General features: G+C 34.8%; 27 protein-coding genes. 17 read left to right on the top strand and 10 right to left on the bottom strand.

What is annotated here, in order from left to right; translation table 11 throughout:
• Positions 1–36: 36 nt before the first annotated feature.
• Genes CDOMC_RS07695 through hemB form a run of 5 tightly spaced genes read right to left on the bottom strand, consistent with a single transcriptional unit; the run spans position 37 to position 5036 of the window.
• A complete protein-coding gene (locus CDOMC_RS07695; RefSeq protein WP_172129107.1) occupies positions 37–1287 on the bottom strand; it encodes a (Fe-S)-binding protein in 1251 nt (416 codons plus the stop codon).
• Positions 1287–2648, bottom strand: a complete 1362-nt coding sequence (hemN, locus tag CDOMC_RS07700; RefSeq protein ID WP_172129109.1) for an oxygen-independent coproporphyrinogen III oxidase — start codon at positions 2646–2648, stop codon at positions 1287–1289. Before hemN ends, CDOMC_RS07695 begins: the two co-directional genes overlap by 1 nt.
• Entirely contained in the window at positions 2641–3138 is a 498-nt protein-coding gene (locus CDOMC_RS07705; RefSeq protein ID WP_169974428.1) for a DUF2603 domain-containing protein, read from the bottom strand. Before CDOMC_RS07705 ends, hemN begins: the two co-directional genes overlap by 8 nt.
• Positions 3138–4058 carry an ornithine carbamoyltransferase gene (gene argF, locus CDOMC_RS07710; RefSeq protein ID WP_172129111.1) on the bottom strand — a complete coding sequence of 307 codons (921 nt, stop codon included), beginning with the start codon at positions 4056–4058 and terminating at the stop codon, positions 3138–3140. Before argF ends, CDOMC_RS07705 begins: the two co-directional genes overlap by 1 nt.
• On the bottom strand, positions 4059–5036 hold the full coding sequence (gene hemB, locus CDOMC_RS07715) for a porphobilinogen synthase (protein WP_172129113.1): 978 nt from the start codon (positions 5034–5036) through the stop codon (positions 4059–4061).
• 64 nt (positions 5037–5100) lie between these two features.
• Between hemB and ribA the strand changes: the two genes are divergently transcribed.
• Genes ribA through htpX form a run of 5 tightly spaced genes read left to right on the top strand, consistent with a single transcriptional unit; the run spans position 5101 to position 7622 of the window.
• On the top strand, positions 5101–5673 hold the full coding sequence (gene ribA / locus CDOMC_RS07720) for a GTP cyclohydrolase II (protein ID WP_172129114.1): 573 nt from the start codon (positions 5101–5103) through the stop codon (positions 5671–5673).
• On the top strand, positions 5663–6211 hold the full coding sequence (gene rsmG / locus CDOMC_RS07725) for a 16S rRNA (guanine(527)-N(7))-methyltransferase RsmG (RefSeq protein ID WP_172129115.1): 549 nt from the start codon (positions 5663–5665) through the stop codon (positions 6209–6211). The genes ribA and rsmG overlap by 11 nt, the downstream gene beginning before the upstream one ends.
• Complete coding sequence (locus CDOMC_RS07730; RefSeq protein WP_172129116.1) at positions 6204–6413, top strand: PP0621 family protein; 210 nt, start codon at positions 6204–6206, stop codon at positions 6411–6413. The genes rsmG and CDOMC_RS07730 overlap by 8 nt, the downstream gene beginning before the upstream one ends.
• Complete coding sequence (locus tag CDOMC_RS07735; protein WP_172129117.1) at positions 6410–6784, top strand: hypothetical protein; 375 nt, start codon at positions 6410–6412, stop codon at positions 6782–6784. The genes CDOMC_RS07730 and CDOMC_RS07735 overlap by 4 nt, the downstream gene beginning before the upstream one ends.
• Positions 6771–7622, top strand: coding sequence for a zinc metalloprotease HtpX (htpX, locus tag CDOMC_RS07740; protein ID WP_172129118.1), 852 nt, complete (start codon positions 6771–6773; stop codon positions 7620–7622). The genes CDOMC_RS07735 and htpX overlap by 14 nt, the downstream gene beginning before the upstream one ends.
• 26 nt (positions 7623–7648) lie before the next feature.
• Here the strand turns inward: htpX and CDOMC_RS07745 are convergent, their stop codons facing one another.
• The 4 genes from CDOMC_RS07745 to CDOMC_RS07760 all read right to left on the bottom strand — a co-directional run bounded on the left by CDOMC_RS07745 (position 7649) and on the right by CDOMC_RS07760 (position 10342).
• Positions 7649–8071 carry a hypothetical protein gene (locus CDOMC_RS07745; protein WP_172129119.1) on the bottom strand — a complete coding sequence of 141 codons (423 nt, stop codon included), beginning with the start codon at positions 8069–8071 and terminating at the stop codon, positions 7649–7651.
• Between the two features lie 115 nt (positions 8072–8186).
• Entirely contained in the window at positions 8187–9197 is a 1011-nt protein-coding gene (locus CDOMC_RS07750) for an alanine racemase (protein WP_172129120.1), read from the bottom strand.
• Entirely contained in the window at positions 9190–9432 is a 243-nt protein-coding gene (cmeU, locus tag CDOMC_RS07755) for a CmeU family protein (protein WP_172129122.1), read from the bottom strand. Before cmeU ends, CDOMC_RS07750 begins: the two co-directional genes overlap by 8 nt.
• Before the next feature lies 1 nt (position 9433).
• Positions 9434–10342: a L,D-transpeptidase family protein gene (locus tag CDOMC_RS07760; protein WP_172129124.1), complete on the bottom strand. Its 909-nt coding sequence runs from the start codon at positions 10340–10342 to the stop codon at positions 9434–9436.
• Between the two features lie 118 nt (positions 10343–10460).
• Between CDOMC_RS07760 and CDOMC_RS07765 the strand changes: the two genes are divergently transcribed.
• From CDOMC_RS07765 to CDOMC_RS07820, 12 genes are all read left to right on the top strand, one after another.
• Positions 10461–10907: a copper chaperone PCu(A)C gene (locus CDOMC_RS07765; protein ID WP_172129126.1), complete on the top strand. Its 447-nt coding sequence runs from the start codon at positions 10461–10463 to the stop codon at positions 10905–10907.
• Between the two features lie 107 nt (positions 10908–11014).
• Positions 11015–11380, top strand: a complete 366-nt coding sequence (locus tag CDOMC_RS07770) for a hypothetical protein (protein WP_172129128.1) — start codon at positions 11015–11017, stop codon at positions 11378–11380.
• Positions 11381–11389: 9 nt separating this feature from the next.
• Positions 11390–11926 (top strand): SCO family protein, encoded by a 537-nt coding sequence (locus CDOMC_RS07775; RefSeq protein ID WP_172129130.1) that lies wholly within the window; start codon positions 11390–11392, stop codon positions 11924–11926.
• A 499-nt stretch (positions 11927–12425) separates the two neighbouring features.
• Entirely contained in the window at positions 12426–13814 is a 1389-nt protein-coding gene (dcuC, locus tag CDOMC_RS07780; RefSeq protein ID WP_172129132.1) for a C4-dicarboxylate transporter DcuC, read from the top strand.
• 9 nt (positions 13815–13823) lie between these two features.
• The gene (locus CDOMC_RS07785) at positions 13824–15578 is read left to right on the top strand and encodes a M3 family metallopeptidase (protein WP_172129134.1); all 1755 of its coding nucleotides are present in this window, start codon (positions 13824–13826) and stop codon (positions 15576–15578) included.
• A gap of 103 nt (positions 15579–15681) precedes the next feature.
• Positions 15682–16320, top strand: coding sequence for a hypothetical protein (locus tag CDOMC_RS07790; RefSeq protein ID WP_172129136.1), 639 nt, complete (start codon positions 15682–15684; stop codon positions 16318–16320).
• Positions 16317–16781 (top strand): YjiG family protein, encoded by a 465-nt coding sequence (locus CDOMC_RS07795; protein ID WP_172129138.1) that lies wholly within the window; start codon positions 16317–16319, stop codon positions 16779–16781. Before CDOMC_RS07790 ends, CDOMC_RS07795 begins: the two co-directional genes overlap by 4 nt.
• Positions 16782–17152: 371 nt before the next feature.
• Positions 17153–18097, top strand: a complete 945-nt coding sequence (locus tag CDOMC_RS07800) for a GGDEF domain-containing protein (protein WP_218975671.1) — start codon at positions 17153–17155, stop codon at positions 18095–18097.
• Positions 18098–18322: 225 nt separating this feature from the next.
• Positions 18323–18499, top strand: a complete 177-nt coding sequence (locus tag CDOMC_RS07805) for a hypothetical protein (protein WP_172129142.1) — start codon at positions 18323–18325, stop codon at positions 18497–18499.
• 655 nt (positions 18500–19154) lie between these two features.
• Positions 19155–20312 carry a tyrosine-type recombinase/integrase gene (locus tag CDOMC_RS07810; RefSeq protein ID WP_172129144.1) on the top strand — a complete coding sequence of 386 codons (1158 nt, stop codon included), beginning with the start codon at positions 19155–19157 and terminating at the stop codon, positions 20310–20312.
• A gap of 101 nt (positions 20313–20413) precedes the next feature.
• Complete coding sequence (locus CDOMC_RS07815; protein ID WP_172129146.1) at positions 20414–20743, top strand: type II toxin-antitoxin system RelE/ParE family toxin; 330 nt, start codon at positions 20414–20416, stop codon at positions 20741–20743.
• Complete coding sequence (locus CDOMC_RS07820; RefSeq protein WP_172129148.1) at positions 20730–21002, top strand: helix-turn-helix domain-containing protein; 273 nt, start codon at positions 20730–20732, stop codon at positions 21000–21002. The genes CDOMC_RS07815 and CDOMC_RS07820 overlap by 14 nt, the downstream gene beginning before the upstream one ends.
• 164 nt (positions 21003–21166) lie before the next feature.
• Here CDOMC_RS07820 and CDOMC_RS07825 read toward each other — a convergent pair whose 3' ends face one another.
• Positions 21167–22750 carry a type II toxin-antitoxin system HipA family toxin gene (locus CDOMC_RS07825; RefSeq protein WP_172129150.1) on the bottom strand — a complete coding sequence of 528 codons (1584 nt, stop codon included), beginning with the start codon at positions 22748–22750 and terminating at the stop codon, positions 21167–21169.
• Positions 22751–23352 lie beyond the last annotated feature (602 nt).

A 23352-nucleotide genomic window follows, 5' to 3' on the forward strand; every position in this document is an offset into this window, starting at 1 on the left:
ATCTACAATAATTAAATTTTAACTTGGTCTCAAATCCTACAAATTTGCAGCTATCAAATCTATAGGATTTTCAAATTTTACATTTGATCCATGTATGTGAAGCGCATTTGAAATTTGCATCTTGCATGCACTACATTCAGCGCTTACAAATTTTACATTCACAGCATCAACCATTGCGGCCTTCCTCTGTCCCGCTGAACGACTTAGATGATATTTTTCAGCTTGCATTGTTACTCCGCCAAACCCACAACACTCATTTGGATCACTCATTTCTACCATATCGTAATTTTGCGCCAAAAGTTTACGGGGCTCTTTATAAACTCCTTGCATTTTTCTTGCGTGACAGGCGTCATGATAGGTAATTGACTCTAGTTTTTTTCCTTTAGTGGCTAAAATTTCAGCCAAATTTGTATATTTTTCAAGATATTCTGTAGCTAGAAAAATTTTTTCGCTAATTTTTTTAGCCCTATCTCTCCAATGCTCATCATTATGGAAAAAATGCTCGTAATCAACTTTCACCATCGCAGAACAAGTTGCTTCTGGGATAATTATAGCATCGAGCTTATCACTTAAACTCTCAAAATACTCAATATTTCTTTTTGCAAGCACCTCAACCGTATCAAAATCACCCGTAAAATATGCAGGCGCACCGCAACAGGCTTGCTTTTTCATCAAATTTACATTTAGTTTTAGCTCGCGAGCTATCTTTAACAAACTCTCGCCGATACTTGTATAAGCGTAATTCCCCATACAACCGATAAAAATTCCTATCGTTTTTTCTCCGCCGTTATCTATAAATTCAGGATGCGAGTTTAAAAAGCTCTTATTTGAAGCGGTAGGGAAAAGTCTCTCTTTTTTTACCATAGGAAGGCTAAAACGCGGCGTCATGGTGTTTTCTTTTATCTTAAACGCACAACTTTGAAACACATAACCAAGTCTAGCGCAAACATCCATGATAAAGCGATGTCTAAGCAGCCAGAAAAACATCTTTTTGTACCAAGCTATGCCAAATTTCTGCGCCAAATTTCTGCGCACATTTTCTATAGCGGTATCTACCCTAAGCGAATTTGGGCAGACATCAACGCAATTTGTGCACAAAAAGCAGCTTTCAAAGATATTTTTAGCGTTTCTATCAAGCTCCAGCTCACCTCTTTCATAAGCTCCAAGCAGATCCAAAAATCCGCGCGGAGATGTAACCTCATCACTATTTATATTGTGTATTGTGCATACTTGAATACACTTGCCGCACTTTACGCACTTATCTGCAATTTCACTAAACTTATACATCATACGGTCTTTGAAAAACGTCTTAAATTTTCAGGAATTTTCTTTAAATAGGCATCAAAACACATGGCTATGTTACGAATTATAAGCGTTCCTGTTTCATTTACGGTTATTTTTTCAGGAGCTACAGATACAAATTCACTAAGGTTATCAAGCTCTGCCAAATCATCTTTAAAATACTCAAAGAAATTTACATTAAATTCGGATTCTATAGCTTTAATATCAAGAGCAAAATTACTCATCAGGCTCATTATTACAGCCTTTCTAAGTAGATCATCATCGCTTAGATAAATTCCCTTTACATATGGCAAAATACCTTCATCAAGCGCTTTTTCATACTCGTCCATATCCTTATGATTTTGCGCGTAATGACGTCTTCCTTCGCCTATGCTTGTAACCCCTATTCCTATCAGATCGGCTCCACCCTTAGTCGTATAGCCTTGGAAATTTCTATGCAAAGTTCCATTTGCAAGAGCTGTAAAAAGCTCGTCATTTGGCTTTGCAAAGTGATCCATACCGATCATTTTATAGCCGTTATTTACAAAAAATTCAGCCGTATATTTTAAAATTTCAAGCTTTACCTTTGGACTTGGAAGTGTAGCCTCATCAAATTTACGCATAGATTTTTTAATCCATGGAACATGCGCATAATTAAATACTGCAAGACGGTCTGGACTAAGCGTCAAAGCCTTATTTAAAGTCTCTTTAAAACTCTCCAAACTCTGATAAGGAAGCCCGTAAATCAAATCCATGTTAATTGAATTTATGCCTTTTGCACGCGCCATATCTACGGCATTTTTAGTGATATCGTAGGGTTGAATACGATGAATTTCTTTCTGCACTTTCTCATCAAAATCTTGCACGCCATAGCTAATGCGGTTAAATCCATGAGAAACCAGCACGTCAAGCTGCTCCTCAGTTAAAAATCTAGGATCTATCTCACAGCTAACTTCTGCAAGCTTTGAAAAATTTGGAAATTTAGCCTTTATGGCACAGATTATTCTATTAAGTTGCTCTGCATTGTAAAAAGTAGGCGTACCACCTCCAAAATGCATCTGCAAGACTTCGGCTTTAGTATCTAAATTTGACGCTAAAATATCAAGCTCTTTTTTAAGATACTCGATGTATCGCTCTTTTTTATCCTCTTTACTTGTATAAATTACGTTACAGCCACAAAAATAACATGCGCTTCTGCAAAACGGCAAGTGGACGTAAATCGAAAGCGGACGTGAGAAATCGCGATTTTTAAGCTCATTTAAATAATCTTCATAGCTAAATTTCGCACTAAATTCAGGCGCAGTAGGATAACTTGTATACCTTGGTCCGGGACGTGAATATTTCACATATGCATCAAAATCAATCATTTGCCTTATGCCCTCTACTCTCCATTAAATCCTCCATCTCTATAAACAAATTAGGATGCTCTTTTTTTATATTTTTTACTAAATTTTCTAAATTTACATTTATATTTTTCTTGCCGTGCTCTCTAAGCGCAATTTTACGAATTTCATCCATAGCTACAACCCATACATCGCTGAAATCTACAGGTATATTTTGCCAAATGGTCTTTTCAAGCTTAAGCTCGAAATTTTCCTTTTGCACTCTACGGTAAGCCGATATAAGCTCAGAAAGTGATTTTATAGAGACCATCGTATGTAAATTTTGATTTTCATCTATCCCAAACCAGGGTTCAACACCACCCCAAGAACCGCTTTTTAGGCTTAGGCTCATCTGATTTGGATCGCTTGTGGGAACTATTTCAAAAATAGTCTTTTCGTCATCTTTTATACCGAGCTCATCGCTTATCTCATCTATTTTTTTATAAGTATCTTGCAAATTTTTCTTTTCGCTCATTAATTTCCTTTGTTTTTGTCAAGCCAGACCATAACACCCTTTTGCGCATGTAGTCTATTTTCGGCTTCAACAAAAATTTCATCCGCATGCGCTTCAAATACCGCCTCGCTTACTTCATACCCTCTATAAGCAGGCAGGCAATGAAGGAAAATCGCATCTTTTTTGGCTAACTTCATCAAATTCTCATCCACGCAATATCCATCAAACTCTTTTAAGCGCTTTTCTTTTTCCGCCTCTTGACCCATTGAAACCCACGTATCTGTCGTAACTACATCGACATTTGACATGGCTTCTTTAATATCATTTGTAATATAAATTTTGGCTCCAGAAATTTCTGCATTTTGAAACGCTTGCTTTAAAATTTGCTCATCGACCTCATATCCATTTGGAGTGGCTATACGAAGCTCTAGTCCTAGTTTGCTAGTAAGCATCAGCCAAGAGTGAGCCATATTGTTTCCATCGCCGACATAAGCTATCTTATCTCCGCTTGCAAACTCAAGCATTGTCAAATAATCAGCCATTAGTTGAACAGGATGAAATTTATCGCTAAGTCCGTTTATAACAGGCACAAGGCTAAATTTGGCAAATTCCTCCAGTGTCTCGTGACGATTTACTCTAAGCATAGCCATATCAACCATTCTGCTTATGACCCTTGCAGTATCCTTTATAGGCTCACCTCTTCCTATTTGAAGGTCATTTGAGCTTAAAAACAAAGCCTTACCTCCAAGTTGATGCATCCCTACTTCAAAGCTTACCCTAGTCCTAGTGGAGCTTTTTTCAAATATCATGGCTAGTGTCTGCTCTTTAAGATATGGCTTATAATCTTTTTGCTTAGCCTCTTTTTTTATCTCGCGAGCCAACTTAATGATATTTAAAATTTCATCCTTGCTAAAATCATTAAGTGTCAAAAAATGTCTCATTTATCTCTCTTTTCTTAAAATTTCAGCCGCTTCCTTCGCATGGTAACTTATGATGAGATTTGCCCCGGCTCTTTTAAATCCTACAAGAGTTTCCATCATCACACGATCATAGTCAATTACTCCGGCTTTAGCACCTGCTTTTAATAGTGCATACTCGCCACTAACGTTATAAGCGCATACAGGAAGCATTGTCGAATTTCTTAACTCTCTTATAATATCAAGATAGGCAAGCGCCGGTTTTACCATCAAAATATCAGCGCCCTGCACCTCATCCTCTAAACTCTCGTTTATAGCTTCCAAACGATTTGCAGGATCCATTTGATAGCTTCTTCTATCGCCAAAACTTGGAGTGCTCTCGGCTACATCGCGAAACGGTCCATAGTAAGCCGAAGCAAATTTGGTCGAGTACGCCATGATAGGCAAATTTTCAAATCCACTCTCATCAAGCGCACTGCGAAGAGTTGTGATGATACCGTCCATCATGCCACTTGGAGCTATGATATCGGCTCCATTTTTAGCATGTATTATCGCTTGTTTTGCTGAGATTTCAAGTGTAGCGTCGTTATCTATAGTTTCATGAACGTGATCTAAAATTCCGCAGTGTCCGTGATCAGTATATTCGCAAAAGCAAAGATCAGTGACTACGACTAAATTTGGAAATTTATCCTTTATGGCTCTAAGAGAAGTTGCTATGATGCCGTTATCCGATAAAGCATCGCTTCCTATGCTATCTTTTATGCTTGGGATTCCAAATAAAATAATCGATTTTATGCCTAAATTTACAACTTCCGAACACTCTTTTAAAATTTCATCCAAACTCATCTGAAATACACCTGGCATCGAACTTGTGTCTTTTTTTATCCCTTTTCCTTCAACTACAAAAAGAGGATAGATAAAATCATTTACACTCAACTGATTTTCGCGTACCAAATCCCTAATATAAGGGTTTATCCTTAGTCTTCTAAAGCGTTTAAACATATTTTTCCTTTTACTTTGATACAATGCTAACTTATAAGTGTAGCATATTAGGAGTTAAAAATTTATGAATATAAAGTTATCTAACGTGGCAAATTTGCCGTCACGTTTCGGGATGTTTGAGATAAAAGCTTTTAAAGAAGGTGAAAAAGAGCATTTGGCGATATTTAAAAAGCCTTTTGGAGATGTAGTTAATGTAAGAATTCACTCAGAATGTCTAACAGGTGATGCGGTAGGAAGTCTAAAGTGCGATTGTCGCGATCAACTTGAGGCGAGCTTAAAATATATCGAAGAGCATACTGGCATGGTCATCTATCTACGTCAAGAAGGGCGAAATATTGGTCTTTTAAACAAAGTAAACGCATATAATTTGCAAGACAAGGGGCTTGATACTATCGAAGCAAATCACCAGCTGGGATTTAAGGCTGATGAGAGGACTTATGAGATAGTTGATTTTATCCTAAAAGATTTTGGAATAGCCAAGATAAATTTGCTTACAAATAATCCTCAAAAGCTAATGGGCTTAAAATGCGTGGAAGTCGTAGCACGCGTACCTATCATAATACACGCGAATAAATTTAACGAGGAGTATCTAAAGATAAAAAAAGAGCAAATGGGACATATGCTTGATGAAAATTGATAAGCCCTCAGATTTTAATGAAAAAGTAGAGAAATTTAGCGAAATTTTAAGAAAATTTAACAGAGTGCATAATCTAACAAATTATAAAAACATAAGTGAAATAGTGGATGATAGTATAAGTCCTTTGGAATTTCTAGAATATTATCCAAAAACTGCGATAGATGTAGGTAGCGGAGCAGGATTTCCGGCTATATTTTTAGCCTTTATTTTAAAAGATTGCAGCTGGACTCTATTTGAGCCAAATTTAAAAAAATCATCATTTTTAAGCTATGTAAAGGCTGAGATGAATTTAGAAAATTTAAACGTAAAGAGCGAAAAAATTGAACTCTCTTCGCCTTTTATAGCTGATCTTATTACTTCTAGAGCCCTCATGAAAACAAAGGATCTTTTAAAAATTTGTAAAGGTTTTTATGATGAAAAGACACAAATTTTACTATACAAAGGCAGTGGAGTAAAAGACGAAATAGTAGGTATAGATGCAAAAATTTATAATTTTAAAAATAGAAATTATGTATTAATAGGTGGGTATTGTGGCTAAATTTTTAGTTTTTATAGTAGTTCTAATTGTAATTTATATAGTTTTTTTCAAAAGTAGAAAAAAGCATACAAAAAGCAAAGACGTAAAAGAGATAGAAAACTTCGTAGAATGCAGTAAATGTGGCACTTTTGTAGAGGTTAAAGAGGCGATTTTAAGCAATACAAAATATGTATGCAAAGATTGCGTAAGGAATCCTAAATGAAAATTATAGGGCACTCAATTGTGCCGTATGAACCGCTATTTTATTGTCATAAAGAAAGCGATATAAGAAGTGATAGACAAAATTTATTTTACTATCAAGAATCTATGATAGCTCGAGCCATTAAAATAGGTGCGAATTTTAGTTTAAAAACAGATGATATAGTGCAGGTCGTAATGGCAAACGCTTGCGGAGCAAAATATATAATCACGCCAAAAGAGCTTGCCAAAGAGGCCGCCAAAGTCGCACAAAACTATCTTTTTGACTCTCAAATTTGCGTTATCATAGAGAGTCAGGCCGAAATTAAAGAGCTTTATGAACTGGGTGTAGATGCGGCTATTTTTGCAAAAGGGATCAAAGATGGAAATTTTTAAAACCGTATTTTTAATGACAGGGCTGATGTTGCTTTTTGTAACCGTAGGCGGAATGATTGGCGGTCAAGAAGGTATGGTAATGGCTTTTTTAATCGCACTTGGGATGAATTTTTTCTCATATTTTTTTAGCGACAAGCTCGTATTAAGACATTATAAAGCAATTGAAGTTCATGAAAACGATGCAAAAGGGCTTTTTGAAATAGTCAGTCGCCTAACAAAAAAAGCCAATCTGCCAATGCCAAAGGTTTATATAATACCAGAGCAGGTTCCAAACGCCTTTGCAACAGGCAGAAATCCTAAAAATGCAGCCGTTGCGGTAACAGAAGGGCTTTTAAATCTATTAAATAAAGACGAAATAGAAGGAGTGCTTGCTCACGAACTTTGCCATGTTAGGCATTATGACATACTAACAGGCTCAATAGCTGCAGTGATTGCAGGAGCTATAGCAATACTTGCAAATTTTGCCCAATTTGGTGCACTTAGTGGAAACAATAGTAACCAAAGTCGCTCAAATGGAATTTTGATGCTGCTATTAGCTATAATTATGCCAATAGCTGCCACAGTAATACAAATGGCTATATCAAGAGAGAGGGAATACAAGGCAGATAAAGGCGCAGCACTACTTACAGGGCGTCCGGAGTGGCTGGCAAGTGCACTAAGAAAGCTTGATAACTACGCAAAAAACTATACTATGAGAAATGCGGATCCTCAAAGCGCTCATATGTTTATAATAAATCCATTTGGAAGTGTGAAAAATACGATTAATACATTATTTAGAACACATCCAAGAACAGAGGATCGCATAGCTAGGCTTGAAGAGCTAAAAAGAATAATTTAGTAGAGCAATCCTCTACTAAATTATTCTTAAAGTCCTGATTTCTCGCACTCATCCTTACTTAGACTAAATTGAAAGAAAAATTTACCATTATCAAGAGTGTATCTATACTCCATAAAAACACCGGTATTTAGTATTGCCCTTGTGTCTTCTTTCTCACATGCGGATTTTAACACTTTTTCGTGATATGTTTTTTTCATATCGTCAATCTTTTGCCATGAAAACTGAGAAAATTTAACGCTTGATGTATCGTGAATCTCGTAGCTGTATGTTATTTTGCTTCCGAACGCTTTAATGTTTTTAAATGTTATATGCTCATCTATTTTTTTAGGAAGATGGGCTGAAATTTCAATCTCTATATTTTTTGCTATCTGCTCTGGAGTATGCTCTGCATCTTGAGGCATCGCCATTAAAGAGATTGCACATAATACTGAACCTAAAAATTTTCTCATTTTCAATTCCTTAAGTTAAAAATAATCATAGTATTTTAACTTTAAAATTTAAAAAATTTAATTAATTTTCTGTTGTTTTGCAATACTTTTGACAAAAATATTATTACGTATATGTCTAAACCCATCTTCTCTTTAAATTTGGTGATAGTCTAGCTAATATATCATATTCTATAGTATTAAAAAACTTAGCAAATTCTCTCGCATCTTCAAAAACACAAATCCTATCTCCAGAGTCTTCACAGCTAAAGCTATCCATAGACATCTTACCAAGCATTTTTTTACCATTTGGCAAGATTAGCTCTCTTTCTCCGTTATATCGCAAAAGTCCGTCCGCATAACCTAGATCATAAGTTGCCACTATCATATCCTGATTTGCACAAAATTTAGCCCCATATCCTATGCATTGACCTGCTTTAAGCTCTCTTCTGCTTACTCTATTAGCCCAAAGCTCCATTACTCTCTTAAGCTGCAAGCTATCGTCAAACTGAGCATATCCGTATTGTGCTATACCAACTCTTACATACTCGTTTTTAAGCTCTCCAAACCTCTCAAGACCTGCTGAATTATGTGAATGAAAAATCAGATCATCTTGATTAAGTCCGCCAAATTTTAGAATTTTTTCTTTTGCGATTTTAAAGTTCTCTCTTTGCACAAAATAATCACTATTCAACTCATCGGCTGAACGAAAATGGGTATATGCGCCTAAAATTTTAAGTGATTTTTGCTTGGCAATCCTGCAAGCAGCCTCGATCTCATCAAGAATTATGCCATTTCTATGCATCAAAGTGTCTATGGCTAAATGAATTTTAGTGCCGCTTTTAAATGCTTGCAAATTCGAAAGTTCATTAACCCCGTAGATAAATTTATCACTCTCGTTTCCATTTGGCAAATGAGAAAGTATTAAAATTTGGTCAAAAAAGCCATCTAGCTCATTAGCCTCGCGCTCATCTTTAACAGCTGTAAATTTTATTCCAAATTTACTAGCCTCTTTTGCTACAAATTTTGCTCCATGCCCATAAGCATTATCTTTAAGAACCAAAATAACGCGATCTTTACCACCGGCTTTTTCACAAATTTTAGACAGGTTATGAATATAGGCAGAACGTTTAAGTATTAACTCAGACATTAAATTTCACACCAAATGCCTCATATACATTAGGCAAAAGTTTTCTAACATTGTAATCGTAGGCATAAAATTTCGCGTAAATTTCCTTTAAATTTGCGCTATCTACGCTTTTAAAATCAAATACATCGGTACCTTTAATTTTTGGAACTTGGTGATCAAGTTCTGCAAAAAATTCGCTCCTAGCCTTCAAAATATCCTCGATCTGTTTTGACACTATATCTCTTTTTTCCTGCATATTAATTCTCCGCTATTATTTTAAATTTGCCACTATCAAGCCTGACATAGAGTTCTTTTTTGCCTTTGAATTTATGAGATGGAGCACTATATTCTTCGTCAAAAATAACTCTAAAAATCTTTAAATCCTTTACATTTGGATATGGGGTAACACTAAAATTAGAAAATTTTATCTCTTTTTTCTCATTTTTACTAAAAATTCTCTCTTTAGTCGTCTTAAATTTTTGAAAATTTTCTCCGTTGTAACTTACAAAATCAATTGAATAGAACTCCAAATACTCTTTTATATCATTACTCTGCCATGCGTTTTGCCACTTAAATATAGAGGAAAAAATTAGCGCTATCTCATCATTTGTAGATTCGGTATCGATTTGTTCGCTTATAAGCACAACCGCTTGATTATCCACAACACTTCCAAATTCTAATAAAAGAGTATTTTTAATAGCAACGCATCCTCTAGTTGTAAGATCATTATCTCGCTTACCATCGATAGGATAGCCGTGTATCCAAATTCCGCCACCGGTTTTTCGAGCAACCCTATCAAGTAAATTAGGATAAGAAAGAGAAAACGCCAAAGGTCCATAAAACTGATCTTTTGGCACAAATCTTTTTGTAATGTCATAAACCCCAACAGGAGTTTTTAGATCACCCTCTCTCATTTTATCGCCATTTTTACCTGTTATCACAACTTGAGAGAATTTTTTAACAAGCTCTCCTGCTTCATAGGAAAATACTCGCATATCTTTTTGTTGCTTATTTACAATTATTAGCATAGTTTTGTCAGTATAATAGCCATATCTTAGATCTTTATTCTTTAATCTATTCTGCCAATATTCAAAACTATCAAATTTCATCTCTACATTCGCAAACATAGATGTAAAAACGAAACAGCATATCAAAAGACCCTTCAAATCAACCCTTATATAACAAATTTTAAAGCCGTTATTATAACATAGGGTTTTTTAATGTGAAAGAAATATTAGTTAAGATATAATTTTGTCCAAATTGCTTATTATGGAAGGTTTATTCATGTTTAAAAAAGTATTACTTACATTATCACTAGTTGGCTCTTTTTGCCTTGCAGATATGAAAGATATCGAAATTTCCAATGCTTATGCCAAAGCAACTCCACCAAATGTAAAAAATAGCGCCATTTTTATGAATATTAAAAATAATACAAACAAAGCAATAAAGCTTGTAGGAGTAGAATCTAGCGCTTCACAAGTAGCTGAAATACATACTCATGAGCGTGTCGATGGAATGATGAAAATGATCCAGATAGATCATATTGAGATACCAGCAGGAGCCGAAGTAACCCTAAAACCTGGTGGACTTCATTTAATGCTAATAAATGTAAGCCATCCTATAAAAGATGGAGGAATAGTTGACGCTACGCTGAAATTTGATAACTCAATGACAATAAATTTATCAAATATTCTGGCAAAACACGTAATGAAACAAGCACATAAGCACTAATTATGAATAAAAATATAATTATTTTTCTCTTTTTACTGTTTGCTATTGCAGGAGGCGTATACTTTTTTACTTCCTCCTCATCCTCAAAAAACAATTCAAATGAGATAGTGGATGTAGTAACAAATTTAGAATCGTTAGCGTGCGATATGAATACAAATTTCTCATGTCCAGTAACTTTCAAAGGCAAAAAGATAAATTTTAGCCTATCTCCAAGACCGGCTTTTGTGATGCAGCCAGTTTCAATGTGGATAGAGGGACTAAATGAGCTAAATTTAAAAGATCCAAGCCTTGAAATTCATGGCGTAAATATGGAAATGGGCGTAATAAGGGCAAAGCTTGAAAAAAGAGAAAATGAATACAAGGCTGACATAGTTTTAAGCGCATGTGTAATAAGTCTAATGAGATATCGATTTGAGGTCATGGATGAAGGTAAGAAAACCGGGCTTTTTATAGATCTTGATTTAAAACAATAAAGGATAAAAATGAAAGTATTTTGGTCTATAGTAGTTTTTGTAATGATTTTTGCTGGCGGAGCCTGCGTGTTTTTAAAACAAAACCCTCATGATTTCAAAGCCAAGAGCATAAATGGGGATGTAACATTAAAAAACTTTGATGGCAAAAATAAAATAGTATATTTTGGATACGGAACTTGTCCTGATATATGCCCTGCTACATTAGTTCTTGTTTCAAACGCACTAAACGAGATTAAGACAGACGATACCGTAGTGCTATTTATCACTCTTGATCCAGACAGAGACTCTGTCGAATCGGTTGATGAGTATGCTAAATATTTCTATCCAAACTCTTACGGATTAGTAGTAAACGATCTAGACAAAGTAACAAAAAACTATGGTGCCAAATATCAAAAAGTAAGACTTGAAAAATCAGCTTTAGAATACTCTGTAGCGCATAGTTCATCTTTATATCTGCTTGATAAAAATGGAAAATTTGTAAGCGAGGTCTCGAACCTAACACCCAAAAATATAAAAGATAGCATAGAAGAGCTTATAAAAAATTAGTAGTCTTTGTCGTGCATTTCATGCGTAATAACATAAATAAGCCCGATAGCTAGCACGACAAGAAAAGTAGCCAAGATAATTGATGTCAAAATATAAATCCTTAAGATTAATCTTTTAATTATACAAAACCAAGTTATAAATTCTAATAAATTTGTCGAGATACTCTAAATACAACTAGGTTTTGTTATTTTATTTGCAGTATTTTTATAAGTTTAAAACCAAAATAATCAAATTTCTTTTAATAAAAATAGTATATTAATTTTAATTTTTTAAATTTAATTAAATTTAAAACAAAAGCAAGATAAAATTTCAATATTAAAAATTCTATATTAATAACTATTAAATAATATATGTAGAATTAAAAAATAAGAAAGACAATGAGATTTGAGATACTAAAAGCCATATCAGGCATATCTTTATCTGACTACATAAACTTAAGAAATATTCACTATTTTTACAATTCAAAACTTAAAATAAATTCACACAAAAAGGAGATTAAATGCTTGGCGTCATCATCGGTTCGGTAGTGCTATTTATCGTAGGCTGGGCGATTATCAAGGGTAAATACGCACCGCTTACGCTGTTTTTATCGGGCGTATTTATGCTTATTTGCTCAATCGTTCTTCAAACGGGCAAATTTATGCCTAAAAAGGCCACGCCTACGGGCAACGAGTACCTAGACATCGTAGAGTACATCCGCTATATGTTTTCAGACCGCATGGCTGATCTTGGGCTTCTTATCATGTTTATGGTCGGTTTTGCCACTTACATGACGCATATCGGAGCAAACAGCGCTTTCGTCTCGCTTACCACAGGACGGCTTGCAAAGATAAAAAGCCCCTATTTTATGATATTTGTCGCATTTGCCATAGCAAAGCTCATAAGCATGGTTATCACGAGTGCCGCCGGACTTGGCGTGCTCTGCCTTGCGCTTCTTGGGCCTATCCTCATCTCACTTGGATTAAACAAACTCACAGTAGGCTCTATCTGCTGCATGTCAGGTGCCGCTTCGATGGTGCTCATAGGCGCTTCAACCGCCGCTTCGGCTAAAGCCACTTCGCTTTCGCTGCTTGATTATGTCTTTTTATACAAAATTCCAGCCGCGCTTCCAACCTCTATCGTTATCGGCATAGCGCTAGTTTTTTGGAATAGATACTTAGATAAAAAAGAGGGCTGGGTATGCAGCGAGCACGTCGGAGAGAGCATAGAATTTGACGATGCTATCAAGCCTCCTACTGCGAGTGCACCTAAAATTTATGCGATTTTGCCGTTTTTACCGATGATTTTGGTAGTTGTCTTTTCCGAATACTGCCTCAAATCAATCAAACTAAACATCTCAGCCATCATCCTGCTCTCAGTCATCATCGCGATGTGCTTTGAGACGATCAGGCATGGATTCAAATTTGAGCCGTTAGCGGAGGGACTGAAGGTCTTTTTGCAAGCCATGGGACGCAGTTTAAGCGGAGTGGTTGCTCTCATCATCGCAGCAGGAGTCTTTGCTCAAGGCTTTAAGTCATTAGGCATGCTTGATAGTATCGTAAGCCTTGCAAATACGCTTGGACTGGGAGGCTTTGGTATGTCGGTCGTGTTTGTGCTTATCACGACTGTGGTCGCCATCATCGCGGGCTCAAATGGTGCTAGCTTTTATCCGCTTGTCGAGCTTGCACCGCAGATCGCAACCAAACTAAACGTAAGCTCGGTGATGCTTGTTCTTCCTATGCATCAAGCCTCAACCATCGCGCGTCCGCTATCGCCTGTTTCCGGTGTGGTCGTAGCCATCGCAGGTATGCTTAAGTGCAACCCGCTAAGCCTCGTGAAACGCTGCTCGGTTCCGGCGATACTAGGACTTATCAGCCATCATATATTTGTATTTTTACTTGTGCTTTAAGGAGTGATCATGGAGGCGCAAACTCTGCCGCAATGGAGCTTTGATGACGCTTATGTTGATTTTGAGCATGAGAATTTTACCGGCTCGTTAAAAAGAGCTGAAGATGTGCTAAATAAGGCTTCAAATTTAATTGAAACCGGCAAATTTTCGGCCAAAGAGCTTGCCGCGCTTTATGAAGAGGGCTTTGATAAGCTCTCATCCTTAAAGGCGTTTTGTCGCTGCAAGATGAGCGAAAACACAAAAGATGAGCGAGCAGCCGTCGTAGAAGCAAAAATTCAAAGCCAGCTCTCAAAGCTAGAGCTTATAAAGCAAGCGATGCTAGCCAAATTTGAAGAGTTAGGCGAGAGCGAGTGGGAGAAATTTGGGCTTTCGCACTGGAAATTTTACTACGAAGAGCAAAAAAACAGCTGGAGTAAAAATTTAAAAAACAAAGAAATTTTTGCTGAGCTTGAACAGAGTAGCTTTACTCCGATTTATGCTATTTTTACGCATTTAAACAACCTCATCGATATTAAGGCACAAGATAGCCTTGGCGAAGTAAAAAACTATAGCTTTGCAAAGTGCGCGGGAATTTTAAAAGGTTCGCCAGACGGCGTCCTTCGCCAAAACATATTTAACGAACTTAGCAAGCATTATCAAAAGCATGCGCCTGTTTATATCGATGCTTTAAATATGCTGCACGGATTCAGGCAGGCTAAATTTAAAAATGCTAAATGCGATATTTTCCTGCCGAGTTTTGAGCAAAACAAAATAAGCCCACAAGCCGTAAATGCTATGTATTGCGCGCTTGAAAAAAGAGCTGGCAAGATAAGAGAGGCTGTAACGCTAAGAGCAAGCTATCTTGGCAAAGAGCGTATGAGTGCGTGCGACCTGCTTGCGCCTTCACCGTTTTCCGGTAAGTCGCAAATTCCTTATATTGAGACAATAGATACTATAAAATCGGCTTTAGGCGAAGAAATTTCACAATTTATAAATTTGATGCTTAAAAATCGCTGGATAGAAGCAAGCCTAAAAGAAAACAAAGCCGCGGGCGCCTTTTATACGAGGTTTAACGAACTTAAGCAGGCTAGAATTTTTTCTAGTTACATGGGCACACAAGCTCATATGATACAGCAAGCCCATGAGCTTGGGCATGCGTGGCACTACTGGATAATGCGTGATATGCCAAGCATCCAGACGGAATTTCCTATGAGTTTAGCCGAAATCGCAAGCACGTTTAACGAGGCTGTACTGAGAGAATACATAAAGAAAAATGCAGACGAAAATTTGCTATTTGATATCCTTTGGCAAGAGCTTAAATCGGCTGCAAATTTCATGCTTCATATTTCGGTTAGATATAGCTTTGAGACCGACTTTATAAAGGCTAGAAGCAAAGGCTTGGTAACGCCAAAAGAGGCAAAAGAGATGATGAAAAACGCTTGGCAAAAATGGTATGGCGACAGCACGCAAGATATGGAAGAGTTTTTGCCATACTTTAAACTGCATTTTTACAAAACCGATCAATACATCTACAACTACCCTTACACAGTGGGCTACCTGTTATCACAGTTTTTGATAGAAAAATTTAGGGCCAAAGAGCCAAATTTCTTTGAAATTTACAAAGCATTTTTAAGAGATACAGGCTCAATGAGTGTCGATGATATCATCAAAAAGCACTTTGGAAAAGATATCAAAAAAAGTGAATTTTGGCTTGAGTGTATCGACGGTGCGCTTGGTTATGTGGAAGAATTTAAAAAACTTAGCAAAATTCAAGCAAGAATTTAAATACATAGTATCAATTGGCTAAGTTAAACAAATTTTAACTGATTTGTAAGTTTTATAAATGTATATTTAAGCTGGCTTTACTATTAAATTCTAAGGAGGTCTGATGCAAGAAGCAAAAGATACCAAAAAGCTAGTCATAGGCACTATTGCTTTGATTTTGGCTATAGTTTTCTTTGGTGGCTTTACCAAAGATATTGCAGGCGGAATTTTTGATTTCGGCAAGTTAACCGGTCAATTTCCAGAGTGGTTTAAAACCTCAGGAGGAACTAGCGCAAAAGGCGGATTTTTATTTGCATTAAGTCTTGTTCCAGCTATTATGCTAGCACTTGGATTTGTTGCTATATTTGAAAGATACTACGCACTTTATGCAGCTTCTGCTTGGCTTACTCCGATATTAAAGCCTATGATAGGAATCCCTGGATGTTGCTCCATATCCTTAATGGCAAGCACCCAAAGCACAGATGCCGGTAGCTCGACAGCTAAATTGTTGCGTCAAGAGGGCAAAATGACGCATAAAGAGCTTTTGATATTTGCGGCTTTTCAGTTTAGTGCCGGAGCCATGATAACGAATTTCTTAGCATCATTTGCACCACTACTTGTAATTCCCGATAAAACAGGGGCTTTAGCACCTGCCTCTATAGCTCTATGCTTGGGAATAATCTTTGTTTTTAAGATTTTTGGTGCAAATTTAATGAGACTTTATGTAAAGAAATTCGTAAAAGATGATGAGGTTGAAGTATGAGTGACAAGACCAACAATAAACTAATAACAGATGTATTTGTTGACGGAGCCAGAAAAGGTTGGGATATAGCTATTCACAATACTATTCCAAATGTATTAATGGCATTTGTCATCATATACGTATTAAACGTATCAGGAGCACTTAAAATCATAGGAAACTATCTTGGATTTATTATGGTTCCTCTTGGCTTACCAGGAGAATCGATAGCCGTATTTATGGCGGCATTTTTAAGCTGGGGAGGATCTGCTGGTGTGCTTGTGGCGCTTGTTCAAAATGGCACACTAAATGCAAACGACATAGTAGTATTGCTTCCTGGAATGGCCCTTATAGGCTCTACTGTCCAATATATGGGTAGAGTTTTAGGAGTGCTTGGAATACCGGGAAGACATTACGGAGTGCTTTTTGGAATTTGTATAATCAACGCATATCTAGCAATGCTTGTAATGAGCATGATTGTATAAATTTGAATTGGTTTTTATTAAATAAAACTTAGTTTAAAATATTAGTAAAAGAGTCTAGTGATAGAAAGGCTCTTTTACTACAGTTCTTATCGCTCAAATTAATATAAATTAACGATTGCAGCTATCAAAAATTATTAATAATTAATAATACAATATGTATAATATACCTATAATATTTTAATATATTATATATAAAATAAAGAAGTTTAAATTAAATTTATTTTTTTCGGAACTATTTAGTGAAAAGTTATAGTGAAATTAAAGATTTATCACAATATATAAAAGCTTCATTTTATTTCTGGTTAATTCTGGCAGGTTTTGTTGTACATGTAACATTTGAATTTATTTTCATATACAGTGGAAATAAGCTGATGATGTTTTATAATATAGTAAGTATAACTGTTTTTGGTGGGGCTTTAAAATTTTTACACAAACATCAGAAGATAGCCCTGCTCGCTTGCTGCATAGAAGCGACTATATTTTTAACAATTGCTACTATAAACCTTGGCTGGTCCGCAGGCTTTCAAGCATGGTTTGTTCCATTTATCTTTCTTTCTATAACAGTTCCATTTAAAAAACGCGGCATATTTTATGCTCTAGGAATTATTCAATCAATAATATACATATATCTATATTTTTCAACTAATCTAAAAATTTCAATATTTCAAATAAATTCAATCGATGATTTCCTAACAAGATTTAATATAATTGTCGCATTTATGCTTATATTTTTTATAGAACGAGTACTTCAAATTTCAAAGGCGATGGAAGTAATTTTCCTGCAAAAAGAAATTCATGAGATAGAAAATATTGCCAACATAGACGAACTGACTGGACTTATAACCAGACGTCAAATGAATGACATTTTAAACAAGATAGATATGTCGCTTAAAAAGGACAGTGGTAATTTTTACTTGATTTTTGGAGATATTGATCATTTTAAAGTCGTAAATGATACTTATGGGCACAAATGCGGAGATGTAGCTTTAGCTGAAATTTCTGCAATATTAAAAAATGAATGCAGAAGCAACGATATAGTTTCTCGCTGGGGAGGAGAAGAATTTTTGATCCTTCTTCAAAGCAATAGAGTTGGAGAGAAGCTAAACAAAAATAAAGTTGAAAAAATTTTAAATCGCATTCGAAAAAAAGTGGAAGAGAAAGTTATAGAATATAATGATATAAAATTTTCCGTAACTATTACTTTTGGTGGTGTTTGTTCTGCGAATTTTAGCAATATACCAAATATGATCCAAGCAGCTGACAAGCAAATGTATATAGGCAAAAAAAACGGAAGAAATCAAGTTGTAATAAAATAATAAAGAGCATCATTGCAATAGTTAAAAATTTAAATTCTTAAGCAATTATTAATATTGCAATAAAATGTTTATAAACTTTTTTACCTTTAAAATTTTAAATATTTTATTCTAATTAATTTGATAAATAAAAATTTCATCCAAAAATATAAAATTAAGTATTTTTTAAATTATTATTTAAATATTTTGTTTTATAATAAGTATTATTAAAATTAAACGGAGTAACAAATGACCATCACTTTAAAAAATGTTAATTATGATACGTTGAATGCTATCAAAGCTTTTTTAGCCTTCAATAAAGACGTTAAAATTTATGAAGAGAATGAAGCAAAAGAAGAAGCATCAAATACCCTTAAGGAAATTGAAGAGAATAAATTTCACTCACCAATCCTCTCTCATAAATAAGACAAACAATATCCACAATATATTTTCGATTAAAAATTCCATTGATGTGTTTATTTTTTAATAGCGCTCTTTGGAATTTATGTTTTTAAAAATTTAGATAACAGTAATTTAAGCCATTATAACTATAAAATAGCTTTTCAAATGATAGGCATTTTGTTTCGCATATATATCGCGTTAAAGTTCATCGATATAAAAATTTGGCTCTGTTAAAATATTTCATTACAACTGTCTTATAATAGATTTAATATAAAAGTGTGTCGCTAAGAGTATAAAGCGTAGCGACACAAATTCGACACACTTTTTTTCGGAATAGAGTAGAATCAATAAGAAATTTAAAGAAAAAATAAGAAAAATTTAAGCAAAAATAGATCAAAAATCAAAGAAAAATAGTTGATTATAAGCTCGTATTTAAGGCTTTTTAGGAACTTTTTAGAAAGAAAAAGAATAAAATGGAAAAATAAAGAAAAAAATGGAACTGAAAGGAAATGGCTCCGAATGCTGGATTCAAAAATATATAATTCTTAAATACCCCAAAATACTCTATAAATCCATAAAATACGCTATTTAATAGCTTAAGCATATTCTAAGTTACACTAGAATATCATGCATTTTTACAAATTTTGGGAACAAATAGGGAACAAATTTAGGGGGTATTATGGCAGGAAAACTTAAAAATTACAACTCGTCGTTCGGGGTAAATAAATACCCCGGAATTTTCTTTAATAATCTAGCTAACGGCGACGTGGTTTTTTATATGAGAGTTACATTTGAGGGTAAAAAGGCAAACGTCAAAATCGGATCGAAATCCGAAGGCGTAAATATAACCTACGCGTATAACAAAAAGAAAGAATTCGACGCCAAACAAATAAACGGAGAGCTTCCCGATAGCATATCTAAAAAAATAGTAGCCAAAAACAACAAAAACTCGCTTAAATTTGATGAGATCGCAGATGCCTTTTTCAGCTATAAACTAGAAAAAGAACCGAGCAACGCCGTCAACATAAAAGAGCAAAGGCGAGATTACGAAATTTACCATAAGGATAAGTTAGGGGGTCTAACTACGACGCAGATAACACCCGAGATGATAAATGAGCATCATAAAGACATTTCTCAAATCATCTCCCCTAAAACCAAACGTAAATTATCGCAATCTCGCATCAATGCCATAATGGGTATAGTTAGGACGATTTTTAATCACGCCATAAAAGTAGGCCTCATTAATCACATTAGCCCATACAAGATAGAACTAAAAAAACCGAATAACAAACGAGAGAGATTTTTAGAGCTTATAGAGATAGAGCTTTTGCGCAAAGAAGTAGCAAGTAAAGAAGACTTTGCGTTAGAGCTATTCGTGGAGCTGGCTTTATGCACAGGAGCTAGGTTGGAGGGAATTTTAAACATCAAGAAAAAGGATTTGTCACTTTCGACTAAGTCAGTTACTATTAGCGATTTTAAAACAAAGAGCACATATACTGGATTTTTAATCAAAAGAGCATTAGAAATGATAAATCAAATTTATACCACCATATCTCCTAACGACTTTTTAGTAAATAAACCCAAAGCCACTATTCAAAATGTTTTACAACCACTTTTAAATAAGCTTTTTAATCAAAATTTAGATATAAGCGACGCAACCAATAGAGTAGTTATTCATACCCTTAGGCATACGTTCGCTTCGCATCTTGCTATAAAAGGCACTCCGATACTAACGATAAAAAAGCTAATGAACCACTCGGATATCAATCATACTCTAAGATACGCGAAACTAATGCCAGATAGCGGACGAGAGATGGTGGAGATGTTGTATGAGTAATTTTATATCAAGTTGTTTATTCAGCAATAAGCATATAAAACAAACTGCATTTTATATCATATATGGTATAATATAGTTTAGTTATACGAAAAAGGGTTGCGATGTGGAGCATAGAGTTTGCAAGCGAAGCTATAAAAGATGAGTTCTTAGAACTGCCGACTGGGCTCAGACAAAGAGGCTATAAAATGTTCGAGCTTCTAGAGGCCAGAGGCAATACTATGGGGGAGCCGTACACCAAAAGCCTAAAGGACGGACTATTTGAGATACGTATAAAGTCTGATGAAGGAATAGCTAGAAGCATATATTGTTATGAAATCGGCAAAAGAATAATAATCCTACTAACTTTTGTTAAAAAAACACAAAAGACGCCTAAAAGTATACTAAATTTGGCAGAACAAAGATTAAAGGAGTTTAAAGATGAGAACCGTTAATTTTAGAGAAGTTTTAAAAGAGGAGATAAAAAATCCGGAATTTAAAGCGCAATACGATGCGCTGGAGGACGAATATAAAGCCATAGAAGCTTTGATAGACGCTAGAAACGAGGCTGGACTAACTCAAAGCGAGGTAGCTAAAAGGATGGGCATAACCCAGTCTGCCGTAGCTAGAATAGAAAGCGGAGCGTATAATATCAAGTATAAAACATTCTTTAACTACATAAAAGCTTGCGGTAAAAGAGTGGCTATATTGTGAGTAAATATTTACAGTCAGTCAAACTAACTCTAAAAACTAGTCAATAAATTTAGCTACTACTCAAAACGTACTATAGTAGCTCTTAAATAAGCTTTTTAATAAAATTATGATTATTTTATCTTAATTAGAATAATTTGAATGGTTTGAAAATTTGCATGACATAATTAATCATTAATACCTAACTTCTCAAACCACCCATTTCTTTTTAGAGTCTCACATCTTTGCTCAAAGTGCCTCATCATCACTTCTGAAAGCGTAGTTTTAGCCTTTATATTTATCCTTTTGTCCTCAGCATTAGCTCTATCTTTTTTGTAAAAATCCAACCCGTCAAGCTCTTCTAGTTTTTTGATATACTTGGGCATCTTTTTTATGTAGATTTCTACTATATTTTTAGCCGACTTATTAAACTTAGCTCTATCAACCTTGGCTCTTTTTACTATTTCCATAAAGTCGTTATATCTTATATTTGTCTGCTTGCCATTTATACTTAAATGCGACTCGTAATTTTTGATACCCTCGTAAAAGCCAGTACAAGCAATATCATAAAGAGGGGCTAGCAAAATTTTGCCATTATCGTAAATAACCGATATGTTTTTCGTATGCATATCCTCGTGTCTAATAAGAAACGAGTAAAAATAATACTCAATCATTCTAAGTCTATCATCACTGTTTGGCAGTATCTTAGCCGTCATATCAAATAGCTTCTCGGATGAGGCTTTATATTTACTCTCACTACTTAACCCCATAAAAGTAGAAAACTCTTTTCGTTGAAATTTATAAGCGCCGATCCTATCAAAATACTTGATAAAGTAGTGATACTCTTTATCCTGCTCTCTTTTAAACACTCCGCTCATAGGCACATCAAAGCCTAACTCGTTTTTTGCAAAGCTCATATGTAAATGCTCGTTTATAGCAATATGTGGGAAGTAATATTCGCTGTTTTCATCGGCTTTTAGTGTATCGTATGGCTTGATAAAAAACTTCGCATTATCTTCATTTTTAGCCACTCGTATTGTATTATCCTTTACTACTACTTGAAGTTTATGCTGATAGCCTGATAAACTCATAGTTCTTACATGCTTTATCTCTTCGCTATCGCTCATAAATTTACTTGGGAAAAGCGATACATCATCTATATCCACATCGTATTTTAGGATATTAGGAAAAGTATTAGTACCTAAAATTTTATCCTTCCCGGAAAGATAACTTTGAGGCTTTACCTCGCGACTAAATTCCAAGGCACTTGGTGAAAATACAAGATCGTTCTTGCTATAGTCATTATGCAGTAGCAAGAAAAACTCTGTAGCGTTACCGGCTTTATCTATTAATATCTTTCTATCTATCCCTTCAGGCAGAGACTCTTCAAAATCTACAAAACAACTCTTGCTCATATAAATTTTAAAATCAATCGGCATCTCAAATTTAACGCCATATCTACCGCCAAGCAAAAAATCCGTATCATACACAAAGTAGTAGTTCTCATAGTCATAGCCTAAATAGCCTATTAAAATTTGGTTTTGATAGATAAATAGACGATACTCAAAATTAGAATACTCGTCTGAAATTTCATAAGCCGTACTTGAAGCCTGACCTACTACTCTTATTCGCTTTAGCTCGCTTAGTTTTTTTAGCTCGTTTTGGATAGTTCTTTTTGATACTCTCTGGATATATTTTTCTATCTGTGTTCTTGTAAGTAATGTATTACTATTTTTTAGAATTCTTAATATTTCTAAAGATACTTGATTCATCTTATATCCTTAATATAATCTTATATATATGCACAAGCTGCACGATAAGTATAGGGTAACTATTATTAATATATTCTTAAGCATATGCACTATTTGCACGATATAGCAATCAACAAACTAGCTTTAAAAAACGAAATCTGCACAGTTAAATAAGCATAAAATTTTACCTCATAAATATAGTTTTAGCACCATGGTGCTAAAACTTACTTAGCACTATCTAATTGATAGTGCTGTAAGGTCTTGCCAGACGGGCAATATTTTTCTTTGATAATCAAAGAAAAATATGATAAAAACCGCCTTTATTTTTATTAAAAATAACTAGGCGGTTTTTATAAAATGCGAAATTTGTTTTTATGAATATATAATAACCTTACAATATTTATTTCAATAAACCACATTGTTATAATTATTACACAGGATATAAAAATGAATAAACTTAAACCGGTAATTAGATTAAAGTCTTTTACGATTATCCTCTCGTAAAGCCCGAACTTTTATCACTCTTTGGATACAATTTCTCTAAAAAACCAAGCTACATAGTAGCTTACAGTAGTAGTTATGTAAATAAATAGGCTTGTATAAATTTAACGCGATGATGCTTT

It is taken from the genome of Campylobacter sp. RM16192 (assembly GCF_004803855.2).
Lineage (GTDB): Bacteria > Campylobacterota > Campylobacteria > Campylobacterales > Campylobacteraceae > Campylobacter_A.

Coding starts and splice junctions, on each gene's coding strand:
- CDOMC_RS07695 (WP_172129107.1), bottom strand. CDS start 1,287: ATGTATAAGTTTAGTGAAATTGCAGATAAGTGCGTAAAGTGCGGCAAG.
- hemN (WP_172129109.1), bottom strand. CDS start 2,648: ATGATTGATTTTGATGCATATGTGAAATATTCACGTCCCGGACCAAGG.
- CDOMC_RS07705 (WP_169974428.1), bottom strand. CDS start 3,138: ATGAGCGAAAAGAAAAATTTGCAAGATACTTATAAAAAAATAGATGAG.
- argF (WP_172129111.1), bottom strand. CDS start 4,058: ATGAGACATTTTTTGACACTTAATGATTTTAGCAAGGATGAAATTTTA.
- hemB (WP_172129113.1), bottom strand. CDS start 5,036: ATGTTTAAACGCTTTAGAAGACTAAGGATAAACCCTTATATTAGGGAT.
- ribA (WP_172129114.1), top strand. CDS start 5,101: ATGAATATAAAGTTATCTAACGTGGCAAATTTGCCGTCACGTTTCGGG.
- rsmG (WP_172129115.1), top strand. CDS start 5,663: ATGAAAATTGATAAGCCCTCAGATTTTAATGAAAAAGTAGAGAAATTT.
- CDOMC_RS07735 (WP_172129117.1), top strand. CDS start 6,410: ATGAAAATTATAGGGCACTCAATTGTGCCGTATGAACCGCTATTTTAT.
- htpX (WP_172129118.1), top strand. CDS start 6,771: ATGGAAATTTTTAAAACCGTATTTTTAATGACAGGGCTGATGTTGCTT.
- CDOMC_RS07745 (WP_172129119.1), bottom strand. CDS start 8,071: ATGAGAAAATTTTTAGGTTCAGTATTATGTGCAATCTCTTTAATGGCG.
- CDOMC_RS07750 (WP_172129120.1), bottom strand. CDS start 9,197: ATGTCTGAGTTAATACTTAAACGTTCTGCCTATATTCATAACCTGTCT.
- cmeU (WP_172129122.1), bottom strand. CDS start 9,432: ATGCAGGAAAAAAGAGATATAGTGTCAAAACAGATCGAGGATATTTTG.
- CDOMC_RS07765 (WP_172129126.1), top strand. CDS start 10,461: ATGTTTAAAAAAGTATTACTTACATTATCACTAGTTGGCTCTTTTTGC.
- CDOMC_RS07775 (WP_172129130.1), top strand. CDS start 11,390: ATGAAAGTATTTTGGTCTATAGTAGTTTTTGTAATGATTTTTGCTGGC.
- dcuC (WP_172129132.1), top strand. CDS start 12,426: ATGCTTGGCGTCATCATCGGTTCGGTAGTGCTATTTATCGTAGGCTGG.
- CDOMC_RS07785 (WP_172129134.1), top strand. CDS start 13,824: ATGGAGGCGCAAACTCTGCCGCAATGGAGCTTTGATGACGCTTATGTT.
- CDOMC_RS07790 (WP_172129136.1), top strand. CDS start 15,682: ATGCAAGAAGCAAAAGATACCAAAAAGCTAGTCATAGGCACTATTGCT.
- CDOMC_RS07795 (WP_172129138.1), top strand. CDS start 16,317: ATGAGTGACAAGACCAACAATAAACTAATAACAGATGTATTTGTTGAC.
- CDOMC_RS07800 (WP_218975671.1), top strand. CDS start 17,153: ATGATGTTTTATAATATAGTAAGTATAACTGTTTTTGGTGGGGCTTTA.
- CDOMC_RS07805 (WP_172129142.1), top strand. CDS start 18,323: ATGACCATCACTTTAAAAAATGTTAATTATGATACGTTGAATGCTATC.
- CDOMC_RS07810 (WP_172129144.1), top strand. CDS start 19,155: ATGGCAGGAAAACTTAAAAATTACAACTCGTCGTTCGGGGTAAATAAA.
- CDOMC_RS07815 (WP_172129146.1), top strand. CDS start 20,414: ATGTGGAGCATAGAGTTTGCAAGCGAAGCTATAAAAGATGAGTTCTTA.
- CDOMC_RS07820 (WP_172129148.1), top strand. CDS start 20,730: ATGAGAACCGTTAATTTTAGAGAAGTTTTAAAAGAGGAGATAAAAAAT.
- CDOMC_RS07825 (WP_172129150.1), bottom strand. CDS start 22,750: ATGAATCAAGTATCTTTAGAAATATTAAGAATTCTAAAAAATAGTAAT.